Source organism: Terrisphaera buseokensis (genome assembly GCF_047521145.2).
In the GTDB taxonomy this organism is placed as follows: Bacteria; Verrucomicrobiota; Verrucomicrobiia; order Opitutales; family Opitutaceae; genus ER46.
In genome coordinates this window covers 3,599,949-3,611,267 of record NZ_CM134186.1, presented here as the reverse complement: position 1 = coordinate 3,611,267, position 11,319 = coordinate 3,599,949, and the positions used below count along the sequence as shown (strand labels likewise).

General features: G+C 66.7%; 6 protein-coding genes and 1 pseudogene. 5 read left to right on the top strand and 2 right to left on the bottom strand.

The genetic code is table 11. The features are described from left to right. Window positions 1–51 precede the first annotated feature (51 nt). A complete protein-coding gene (locus tag ACLJEU_RS13505; protein WP_414664416.1) occupies window positions 52–207 on the bottom strand; it encodes a DUF6576 domain-containing protein in 156 nt (51 codons plus the stop codon). Window positions 208–366: 159 nt separating this feature from the next. After that, window positions 367–963, bottom strand: a pseudogene (locus tag ACLJEU_RS13500) (rhomboid family intramembrane serine protease); the annotation flags it as partial. 149 nt (window positions 964–1,112) lie between these two features. Between ACLJEU_RS13500 and ACLJEU_RS13495 the strand changes: the two are divergent. The 5 genes from ACLJEU_RS13495 (at window position 1,113) to ACLJEU_RS13475 (ending at window position 11,269) form a co-directional block, all read left to right on the top strand. Beyond that, the gene (locus ACLJEU_RS13495; protein ID WP_414664341.1) at window positions 1,113–1,349 is read left to right on the top strand and encodes a ferredoxin; all 237 of its coding nucleotides are present in this window, start codon (window positions 1,113–1,115) and stop codon (window positions 1,347–1,349) included. Window positions 1,350–1,509: 160 nt separating this feature from the next. Beyond that, window positions 1,510–3,339, top strand: a complete 1,830-nt coding sequence (locus tag ACLJEU_RS13490) for a TonB-dependent receptor plug domain-containing protein (RefSeq protein ID WP_414664340.1) — start codon at window positions 1,510–1,512, stop codon at window positions 3,337–3,339. Between the two features lie 52 nt (window positions 3,340–3,391). Next, the gene (locus tag ACLJEU_RS13485) at window positions 3,392–5,482 is read left to right on the top strand and encodes a M3 family metallopeptidase (protein ID WP_414664339.1); all 2,091 of its coding nucleotides are present in this window, start codon (window positions 3,392–3,394) and stop codon (window positions 5,480–5,482) included. A gap of 29 nt (window positions 5,483–5,511) precedes the next feature. Beyond that, window positions 5,512–9,177, top strand: coding sequence for a translocation/assembly module TamB domain-containing protein (locus ACLJEU_RS13480; protein WP_414664338.1), 3,666 nt, complete (start codon window positions 5,512–5,514; stop codon window positions 9,175–9,177). A gap of 25 nt (window positions 9,178–9,202) precedes the next feature. Beyond that, on the top strand, window positions 9,203–11,269 hold the full coding sequence (locus ACLJEU_RS13475) for a BamA/OMP85 family outer membrane protein (RefSeq protein ID WP_414664337.1): 2,067 nt from the start codon (window positions 9,203–9,205) through the stop codon (window positions 11,267–11,269). Window positions 11,270–11,319 lie beyond the last annotated feature (50 nt).

Sequence of the window (11,319 nt, the reverse complement as noted above, 5' to 3'; positions counted from 1 at the left end):
ACCAAGCTGACCGGGACGGTCAGTTTGTTCGGCCGGAGGAGAGGAATGACATCACTTCCGGCTCAGAAGATTGCGGGCCTCATGCAGCACGCGCTTCTCGTCCGCGGTCAGCGCGGCGAAACCGTGGCTGTTGATCTTGTCGAGAATGCGATCCGCTTCGGCGCGCAGCTCCTCCTTGGTGACCGCGGGGGCTGGCGCGACCGGCACGAGCGCTGCGTTCGCCGCCGCCGCCTTCGGGCGCGGTATCCACTTCGGCAATTCGACCCCGACGCGATCCTGAGGGTTGAACCACGACGCGTCGTGCACGTGACGGGCGTAAATCCAGCCGGTCAGCCAGCCGCCCAGATGCGCCGAACTGGCAATGCTCATCTCCAGCGGCAGCGGCTGGCCGGGGAGTTCGTAGGCCAGCAGCAGCACGACATCGATCAACATGAGAGCACCGACGACGTGCTTCGGCCTCAGGGTGACGGGCACAACGAAGAAGAGCAGAAAGCTCATCGGTTGGTTGGGGAAGAAACACGCGAACACGATGAGCAGCGCATCCACGGCCGCGGTCGCGCCGATAAGTTCGCCCCCACCGAAGCGCCAGTGCACTGCGGCCCAGGCGAGGCCGCCGACCACCGTCGCAATGCCGTAAAGCCCCAGCAACCGGCGCGTGCCGAGAATCGGCAGCAACTCGCGACCGAGGAAATAGAGCAGCACGCAATTGATGACGACGTGGAAAACGAAATCGGTGCTGTGAAGAAACGAGTGCGTGAACAGCGTCCACACCCAGCCGTCGTGCAGCGTCGAAATCGAGAGTGAGAACAAACTCTTCAACTGGTTGCCCGCACCGCTGAACCAACTCGATCCCACCAGGGCCTGAAGCACAAATCCGGCAATGACCGCCGAGAGCAGCCACGTGAGTCCGGAGGTTTTCTCCCGCTGATAATCGCCTCTGATATAAGGCCGATGGGAAAGCATCGGAGTCACCGTAATGGGCCACTCGGTAAACACAAGTCACGTCCCGATGATCGTGACGTCATTTTGCGGTAAATTCCCTTCGCGTGCGGCCGATTCTTGTGACCGCTTGACAGTGCCGAAAATTAGATCCTTTGTGCCTGCGTCCAACTATGGCGAACAAGACTGACAAATGGGCCCCGAACGTACCGGGAAAATTCTATGTCGATCAGCAGTGCATCGACTGCGATCTATGCCGGGAGACGGCCCCGTCGTTTTTCCAGCGCCATGACGAGGGCGGTTATTCCTACGTCCACAAGCAGCCGACCACCGAAGAGGAAGTCGCTCAGTGCATGGAAGCCCTCGAAGGCTGCCCCGTCGAAGCGATCGGCAACGACGGCGACGAGTAAATCGTCATCCGCTCTCGGGCGCGCTGCAGCGCCCCTCTCACTCAGACCCTGGCGGTTTCCGCCGGGGTTTCTTTTTGCCCCGATGGCTTGTTAAGCGAGGAGGCTCCAGCCGGCGAACAAAGGCTTGGCTTTGCCGATTCGCCTGCTACCGGTGCAGCCGATGAAAGCTGTATTTCTGGTCTGCAGTGCACTCGTTCCCGCCATGGCGAGCGGGCAGGGCGCGGTCAGTCTGCCCGAGGTGATCGTGCATTCGCCCCGCGTGGCGAATCAGGCTCCGGCGGGTACCTTCGCGATGCCGGTGTCGGCGCTGCGGTTTGAGCCGCGGGTCGACATTCAGGGACGCAACCTGGCCGAAGGGCAGGCGGACATCACGTTGCGCGGCGGCACGTTTGAGTCGATGGGCTTTCAGATCGGCGCCGTGACCGTCACGGATCCGCAGACCGGTCACTATTTCGCCGAGCTGCCTATGTCGCCGTATTTGCTGCGCGCGCCGGAAGTCCGGACCGGCGCCGACCTCGCGTTGAGTGCGGCGAACACCACGGTGGGCGCGATCAACTACGGCTGGCGTCCGATTCGCACCGGTGGCGTGGCCGCCGTGGGCTTCGGTGAATTCGCGCTCAGGCGCGCGGATCTGTATCAAGGTTACGCGGTGAGTCCGGGTGGCGGCGCCCGCCGTTGGGGCGTCGATGGCGCGCTCTCCTATTCCGCATCCGATGGCTCGCAGCCTTTCGGCGAACACGAATTCAATCGCGCCAATGTGCGGTTCCAGACCGGCACGGCCACCGCCCAGACGGATCTGGTGGCCGGCTATCAAGCCAAGCGGTTCGGCTGGCCGAACCTCTACACGCCGTTCAATTCGAACGAAACCGAGAATCTCCAGACGCTTCTCTTCGCGCTCAATCATCGCGCCGAGTGGGGCGGCGGCGACTTCATTGAAGGCGGCGCGTACCATCGGCGGAACAAGGACGACTACGCGTTCAATCGCTTTGCGCCGCTCGGTCGGGTGCATCCCTTTCAACACACGACGTGGGTGACGGGAGCGGCCGTGGGCGCGCGTCGGTCCCGCGGCGATCTCGCGCTGAATATTCGCGCGGAAGTCATGGCTGACGAACTCGAATCGACCTCGCTCGCCTTCGGTCGCTATCGAACGCGCACGCTGACCAAGATCACGGTCGCGCCCGAGAAAACGTGGAGTGAAACCGACGGCGCGGTCACCCGCTTGCGCGCCGGCGTCAGCTATGACGACACCAATCGCGACGGTGGCTCGGTCTCTCCTGTGGTCGAACTGGCGCGCGAGTTTCCGTCGGGCGCGTTGCGCCGGGTGCACCTGAGTTACACCCGCGCGACGCAAATGCCGACGTACACCGCGCTGAATTCGAGCGCGACGGGCGGACTCTTTCGCGGCAACGCCGCGCTGGGTCGCTCGGCCGCGCACAATGTCGAACTCGGTGCGGCCGGCGCGTTGGCGGGCTGGACGGCGCAAGGAGCGCTCTTTGCCCGGCGGGATGAGGACTTGGTCGACTGGACGTTTCGCCGCGGCGTGACGGCCCGGGCCGCCAACGCCGTCGATAGCGATACCGCAGGGGTTGAGCTCATGGCGCGGCGGTCCTGGACGCGCTGCGACGTGGTCGTCGGGTACACGGCGTTGACCAAGGATTCCGATTATCGCGGCGCCGTCGTCGACGGTAGTTTCTATGCGTTGAACTACGCCCGACACCGTCTGACAGCGGCGCTCACCGTGCGCCTCGCGCCGGGGCTTGAGCTGCGTCTCGACAATGTCGTGCGGGTGCAGGCGAGCAATCCGCTGCGAACCGTTGGCGGCGATGAAGCGGTGACGAGTGCGCTCGGCGTTTCCTATCGGCCCTCCGCCTGGCGTGGCGTCGAAGTCGCGTTGCAGGTCGACAATCTCTGGAACGACAAATTCCAGGAGGTGCCGGCCGTGCCCGCCGCGCGCCGCCAGCTCTCGGCCGGGGTGAGTTACGCGTGGTGAGACTGCCGTTTGCGATTTGACTTTCACCGGCGGCGGTCGGTTTTTGCCCCGCATGCCGGACAACCCGTTTCTCGACCCTTCGTTCCAAATTCGCTGGTCGGCGCTGACGCCCGAGTTCATCGCGCCCGGCATTGAAACCGCGTTGGCCGAGGCGCAGGCGGCGGTGGAGGCCATCGCAACGCGAGAGCTCGCGGGCCTGACATTCGAGAACACGTTTCTCGCGCTCGAGCACGCCACCGAGCCGTTGACGGTGGCGTGGGGCCGCGTGACGCATCTGCAGTCCGTCGCCGACACGCCAGCGCTGCGCGAAGCGCACAACGCGATGCTGCCACGCGTGTCCGCCTTCCTGGCTGGCATTGCACTCAACGCGCCGCTGTGGGCCCGGTTGAAGGCGTTTGCCGAATCGCCCGTGGCGCGGGCCGTCACCGGGATTCATCGCCGCTTCATGGAAGAAACCGTGAAGGACTTTCGCCAGGCCGGGGCGGATTTGCCGGCGGACCAGCGGGCGCGACTCGAGGCGCTGCAAAGCGAACTCGCGCAGGTGACGCAGAAATATTCCGAACAGGTGCTGGACTCCACCAACGCCTGGCAGTTGCTGGTGCCGGAAGCGGACGAAGCGCGGCTGGCGGGCTTGCCTGCACACGCGAAGGCGGCCGCCCGGCGTTCGGCGGAAGCGAAGGGCCTGGCGGGCTGGCGTTTCACGCTGCACATGCCGTCGCAGGAGCCGTTCATGACGTATCTCGAGGAGGATGCGCTGCGGCGCGAGATGTGGACCGCGGCGACGCAGGTCGGCGCGCGCGATCCTCACGACAACACCGGTCTGATCCTCCGTATTCTCGAGCTGCGCGCGGAAAAGGCGGCGCTGCTTGGCAAGCCGCATTTCGCGGATCTGACGCTCGAGCGTCGAATGGCGGGTTCGGGCCGACGCGCCTTCGACTTCATGCACGATATCCAGCAGCGCGCCGCGCCGGCATTTGCGCAGGAGTGCCGCGAGCTCGAGGAGTTCAAGGCGCAGCAGACCGGTGGGACGGTGACGCGGCTGGCGCCGTGGGAAGTGATCTACTGGGCCGAAAAACTCCGCCGGGCCCGGTACGCCTTCGACGAGGAAGCGCTGCGTCCTTACTTTCCCATGACCGGTGTCATCGCCGGCATGTTTGAACTGGTCAGTCGAATCTTCGGATTGCGGGTGGTCGAACGCGCGGTCGGCGCGGGCGTCGAGGTCTGGCATCCCGAGGTGAAGTACTACGATCTCTTCGATCATGCCGGCCGTCATCTCGGCTCGTTCTTTGCCGACTGGTACCCGCGCGAGTCCAAGCGCGGCGGCGCGTGGATGAACTACCTGCTCACGGGCGGACCGCAGCCCGATGGCACGCGGAAACCGCATCTCGGTTTGATCTGCGGCAACATGACGCCCCCGGTGCCCGGTCCGACCGGCAAGGCAGCCGACGCGAAGCCGGCGCTGCTGACTCACCGCGAGGTTGAAACCGTGTTCCACGAGTTCGGTCATCTGCTGCACCACCTCCTCGGCGAGGTGGAGATCAAATCGATGAACGGCGTGAACGTGGCGTGGGATTTCGTCGAGCTGCCCTCGCAGATCATGGAAAACTGGACGTGGGAGCGCGAGAGTCTCGATTTGTTTGCGCGCCACCATGAGACCGGGGCGTCAATTCCCGACGCGATCTTCGCCAAGCTGGTGGCGGCGAAAAATTTTCGCTCGGCCGCGGCGACGATGCGCCAGGTGGCGTTTGCGAAGATGGATCTGCTGTTGCACATGCGGACCGCGGAATTCGTCGGGCTCAAGGACGTCGAGCCAGCCGTGCGCGCGGCGATCGCCGACTGCCTCATTCCGACGGAGCCACCGACGCCGACCGTGGTGAAACGGTTCAACCACATCTTCTCGGATCCGGTCGGCTACGCCGCGGGCTACTATTCCTACAAGTGGGCCGAAGTGCTCGATGCGGATGCCTTCACGCGCTTCAAGCGCGAGGGGATTTTCAGCGCCCAAGTCGGGGCGGAGTTCGTGGCGAATATCCTGAGCCGCGGAAATTCAGCCGATCCGGCGGAACTGTACCGCGGATTCATGGGTCGAGACCCCGACCTTAACGCACTCCTTCAACGCTGCGGTCTGGCGCCGGCCGCCTGAGAAGGCGCGGGCGGTCGTTCGCCTCATTCATGCGCCGCCGCCTTTTCCGATTATTCGTCATCGCGTTTGCCGCCCTCGTGCTGGGGATCGGGACGCTGCCGTACTGGTTCGGGAGTGCGCTCGCCGCGGCGGGCCGCTCCCGCGGACTGTCGGTCGGACGGTATGAACGACTTGGTTACGCCCGGTTCGCCCTGCACGACGTCGAGTACCGGCGCGCCACGGTGCGCGTCACTGCGACGCGCGTGGAAGTCGACACGCCGTTCGTCTGGCTGTGGCGGCAGACGTGGAAACAGTCCGCACCGGTGAACGTCGGCGAATGGAAGGTGGACGTTGAACGCAGTTCCACGCCGTCCGCGCCCACTGTCGATCGTGGCTGGGTCTGGCTCCGGGCGCTGCTCGCGCGGATCGCGGTGCAACTCGAACGCTGGCTGCCGCGCGCGAGCGCCGGCGCGGGCGCGGTGAACTGGCCGGGCGGCGGCGTGACAACGGCGGGCGGCAGCTGGACGGGACGCGAGATCGCGCTGCGCGACGTCGTCTACCGTAGTGTGACGGCCGATACGGCGACGGTTGATTTCGGGGCGGACGGCGTCATTCGCGTGACGGCGCGGGCGTTTGCGGGCCAGGCCGGCGCGACCCTCGAGAGCATCGGTTCGCGTGTGCAGGGCGGGCTGACGTGGTGGGAACAGCCGGTGGCGGTGGACGCCACCTTTGGTCCGCGCGGCTGGCTGCCGGCGGCCGCGAGTTTCAACGCCACCGGATGGAACGTGCCCGCGGAGCGCGTGAAGCTCGGCGCGCTTTATACGGCGGTGCGGGCCGCGGGAAAACTCGAATGGCGGGAGGATCGGTTTGTCACGGACATCAGTGCGACGGGTGAGCCGCGGGAGGGCACGTCCGCGCCGCCGCTCGAGGTGAAACTCCGCGGCGACGGCGACACGCAGGCGTTCACGATCGAGACGGTGCGGGCCGTGCTGCCGGGACTGACCGCCACGTTGAGTGCGCCGGTCGTGTTTTCGCGAACGTCGGGCCTGCGCGAAACGCCGGCGCGGTTTTCGCTGCAGGGCGATCTGGCGCAAATGCCCTGGTTCACGGCGACGGGTGCGTTCACCGCCGACGCGCAGGTGGTAACGACCGGAGCGGGTGTGCCGACCGTGGAATTTGCCGCGGAAGCCCGCACCGTGCGGGCGCGCGACGTCGCGATCGCGGCCGCAGCCGCGAAGGGCCGGCTGAACTGGCCGCGGCTCGAGATCACCACCGGTACGCTCGAGGGTGGGGAAGGCGGGCAGCTCACCTGGAGCGGTGGCTGGGATTTTGCGACGAGGGAACTTTTCGGCGGTGTCATGGCGGGGCAACTACGCCGGGCGTCGCTGGCCCGCTGGCTGCCGGCGCAACCGACGTTCGACCGCGTGGACGTGACGCTGGCCGGCGAGGGGCCGCTGGCGGAAATCCGTCATCACGGCCGGTTGGAAGCGGCGGACGTGACGTTTGCCGGAGTGAATCCGCTCGCGTTGACGCTCGAATGGCGGGGCGCGGCCGCGAACATCGCCGAGCTGACGGCGCAGGTGAGCGCCGGTGCCAGCGTGGTGCGCGCCACCGGGAGCGCGGGCCCGTTGTCACTGACGTTCGCCACACTGGAGTTCCGGCAGTCCGATGCCATGCGACTGCAATTGAGTGCGCCCGCGACCTTGCACTGGCGGCCGCAACTCCGGCTCGAGCCGCTGCGGCTCACGGGCCCGGACGGCAGTCTCGAGATGGCGGCGACGGCCGGCGAGAGCGGTCGGATTAGCGTATCCGCTTTTCAACTGCCGTCGCGCTGGTCGGCTGATTTTGTCGCGCTGCCCGGACCACCCTGGACTGTTTCCCGGCTGGTGGCGGAAGGAACGTGGGACCGCGGGCCGATGATATTTGCGCTCACGTCCGACGTGGCGGTGGATCTCGGCGAGCAGCGGACGGCGACGGTTGCAGTGAAGGCCCGCGGTGCCGCGGACGGTCTGGTCGTGGAATCGCTTCGTGCCATGGAGGGCGAAATCGCCGTCGTCGCGGCGACGGGGCGCGTGCCGCTGACCGTTCATCCCGGCGGAGGCGGCTGGGTTCGCATCGACCCCGCTGGCGCGCTGGCACTCGAGGCGGACGTGGCACCCAACGCCGCCTTTTGGCCGCGGCTGGCCGCGGTTAGTGGCGTCGATCTCCGGGATCCGCGCGTGACCGCACGCCTCGGCGGCACGTGGCAGCGGCCGGAAGGGAAGGCGACGTTACAGGCGGCGAGAATCACGCTCGACGCGAAGCGCTTCGCGCGGCCACTGCCGGCGATCGACGCGCTCGACGTTGAGATCTCGGGCGACCGGACGGGCTTCACGCTCAGTCGGTTTTCGCTGAGCGTCGAGGGGCAGGCGGTGCGCGCGCAGGGCCGGCTGCCGTTGTTGGACGAATCGTGGGCGGAGTTGATCCGCCAGCCGTTGCTGGTGGCCCGCCGCGGCGCCGATGTGCGCCTCGAGGTGCCTGACGCCGAGGTTGCGGTGTTCACGCGTTTCCTGCCCGCCGTGCTGGCGCCGAAGGGACGACTGCAGGCGGATCTGCATTACGCGCAGGGCGGGTTCGACGGTTTTGTGCGACTGCGGGACGCAGCCTCGCGCCCGCTCGGTCCGCTCGGCGTGGTGCAGGAGATCGCAGCGGAAGCCACGCTGGCGGGCCGCATGATCACCTTGCGGGAGGTGAAGGCGAAGAGCGGCGGACAGCCCGTGACGTTGACCGGTACCGTCGAACTGCCGGATGCCGGTGAACCGCGCTACAACCTGATCTTGCGCGGCGAAAATCTGCCCTTCGTGCGCCAGACCGGACTGTTGCTGCGGGGTGATCTCGATTTGAAGTTGCAGACCGCCGAGGATGCCGCGGTCCGGCTCAGCGGCACGGTGCGGCTGCGGGACAGTTTGTTTCTCTCGGATATCCGATCGTTCCTCCCGAAGGGCGGCACGACCGCGCGCCGCCGGCCGCCGTACTTTGCGATTGAGACCGTGCCAATCAACGCGTGGCAGCTGGCCGTGGACGTCGTCGGGGAAAAATTCCTGCGGCTGCGCACCCCGGTCTTCACGGGTCTGGCTTCGGCCCGCTTCCGGCTCGGCGGCACGCTCGGCGAACCGCGGGCGATCGGCGAGGCGACGATCGACGAGGGCAGTATCCGGATGCCTTTTACAAGCTTCACGGTGACGCAGGGCGCGGTGCGGCTGACCGAGGCGGATCCGTACGAACCGGCGGTCTATGTGCGAGGTGCAGGACGCCGGTACGGTTACGAACTCGTGATGGAGATCGACGGCAGCGCGACGCAGCCGGAGATCGCCTTCAACTCCAGTCCGGCGCTGGATTCCGAGCAGGTCCTGCTGATGGTGATGACCGGCGCCGCGCCGACAAACCAGCTCACGCGATCCGCGACCCAGCGCGTGGCAAACGTCGGCCTGTTTCTCGGCCAGAGTCTGCTGGCGAGTGTGGGCGCGGATGCGGCCGAGGCCGATCGCCTGAGCGTGGCATCCGGCGAAAAGATCTCCCGGCAGGGCCGCGAAACCTACGACATTGAATACAAGCTTTCCGATCGCTGGACGCTCACGGGTGAGTACAATGAGTTCGACGAGTACAATGCGGGCATGAAGTGGCGGATCTTCGGCGGCCGGCCCGCCGACAAAAAGAATGACGACGCGAAGAAATGACGGCCGCCGCTGGCACGCGTGCCTGGTGAGTCTCCTGCTGCTGGCCGCGGTGCCGGTGATGCCGGCCGCACCCGCGCCGACCGTGAAGCTCGCGGTCGACGGCGCAGGCTGGTGGCGGGATCGAGAACTCCGCGTGGCCCTGAACCGGTTGCTCGGCACGGATCAGTTGCAGGTGATCGATGCGAACGCGATTGAGGATGCCGCGGTGATCCTGGCGTCGACGCTCGGCGAGGCAGGGTATCAGCGGCCCGGGATCGAGATCGTGATGACCCTCGACGACGGCGCGGAAAAGCGCGCCGTGTTCGATCCGACCTTCGAGAATCCGCTGCCGCGGCCACTGCGCGCGCGCGACGTTGCCTTCAAGCTCACGCCGGGACCGCGTTACTATGTCGCCGACGTGGAGTTCACGGGACTGACCGCGCTCGCCCCGGCCAAAGCGAGGTCACTGTTTCGTTTCGAGTCGGCGCTCTTTGGCAGCGCGCGCACGAACCCGTTTTCACCGTCGCGGGTCGCGCGCGCGGCCGACGCGCTCACCGGCGAACTCCGCCAGCGCGGCTATGCGGAATCTGACGTGCGGGTGGAGAACCAGGCGGACGACCAGACCGGTCGCGTCGTCGTGCGCGTGACGGTGCGCGAAGGCGTGCGCTGGGTCGTGCGTGACGTCCAGTTCCAACGCGACGAGACGCTCGAGGTTGAACTGCCCGCCGCGGCGCAGTGGCTGGGGCAGCCGTGGTCGATGACGTTGCAGGAGGATCTGCGCGAGGCGGTGCGGCGTGCGTATTACGTCAAAGGCTTTCCCGACCTGGGCGTGCACGTGGAGGCCGAGGCGGATCCCGCGCAGGATGGCGTCAAGGGCGCCACGGTCGTGGCCACGATCGTCCCGGGCCCGCGCGTCACCGTCGGTCGGATACGGCTGGAGGGCAACGCGCACACGAAGGAGAGCGTGCTGCGCCGCCGCGTGCGGCTGGAACCCGGCGATGCGCTCGACCTCGTCGCGCTCGAGCAGGCCCGTTACCGGATTTCCCGGCTCGGCGTGTTCGAGGCGGTCGATCTGCGCACCGAGCCCGCGGACGGGCCGGTGCGCGATCCGGTGTTCAAGCTCCGGGAAAGTCCGCGCTACGAGACGAATCTGCTGATGGGCTACGGCAGCTACGAGCAGGCGAGGGCCGGGGTGGAGCACCGGCAGTTGAATTTCTTCGGGCTCGCGCACCAGGGCCGCATCGCGCTGGTCCAGTCGATGAAGAGCAGCAGCGGTGACATGACCTACACGGTGCCGGAGCTGTTTGGTGAGTCGCTCGACGGGACGGCACGGCTGTTCGGCCTGCAGCGCCGGGAGATCGCGTTTCTGCGCCAGGAGTTCGGCTTGAATCTCTCGCTCAAGCGGCCCGTGCGCGCCATCGCCGGCGAGGCGACCGCGGGCTACACGTTTCAAGCCCTCCGCAACCGGCGCAACGCGCTCGCGACCCGGGATACGGACGATCGCCAGTTCAACGTCGCCAGCGTGAATGTCGGGCTCTCGGGCGATCGTCGTGACAATCCGCTGCGCCCGCGGCGCGGCTACCATTGGTCGGCCCAGGTGGAGTCGGCCGATCCGCGGCTCGGCGGACAGTCGACGTATCAGCGTTATGAAGTCGCGGGCGCTTATCACACGGGTTGGGGCGGCGGCCGCTGGTTTCATGTCGCGCTCAGTCACGGCGTCATCACGACGTTCGGTTCGGACGGCAGCACGCTGCCGGTCAACAAGCGGTTCTATCCCGGCGGCGACAGCACGATCCGCGGTTACCAGCGGGGCGAGGCGGCACCGCGCGGCGCTGACGGCTTGTTCGTGGGCGCGAAGAGTTATCTGCTGGGCAATCTCGAACTCGAGCAGGCGGTGACGCCCAACTGGTCGGCCGTGGCGTTCGTGGATGCGCTGGGCAGCACGGAGTCGTTGAAGGACTATCCGTTTGCGGAAAAGCTCTATTCGGCCGGACTGGGCGTGCGGTACCAGACGCTGATCGGCCCGCTGCGCCTCGAGTACGGCCGAAACATCAATCCGCGTCCGGCCGATCCGCCGGGCACGTGGCATTTCTCGATCGGGTTTCCGTTTTGAACCGCACTTTCTTTCTCCCGCCTATGCGCCTTCGCCTCTTTGCGCGATGC

Coding starts and splice junctions, on each gene's coding strand:
- ACLJEU_RS13495 (WP_414664341.1), top strand. CDS start 1,113: ATGGCGAACAAGACTGACAAATGGGCCCCGAACGTACCGGGAAAATTC.
- ACLJEU_RS13490 (WP_414664340.1), top strand. CDS start 1,510: ATGAAAGCTGTATTTCTGGTCTGCAGTGCACTCGTTCCCGCCATGGCG.
- ACLJEU_RS13485 (WP_414664339.1), top strand. CDS start 3,392: ATGCCGGACAACCCGTTTCTCGACCCTTCGTTCCAAATTCGCTGGTCG.
- ACLJEU_RS13480 (WP_414664338.1), top strand. CDS start 5,512: ATGCGCCGCCGCCTTTTCCGATTATTCGTCATCGCGTTTGCCGCCCTC.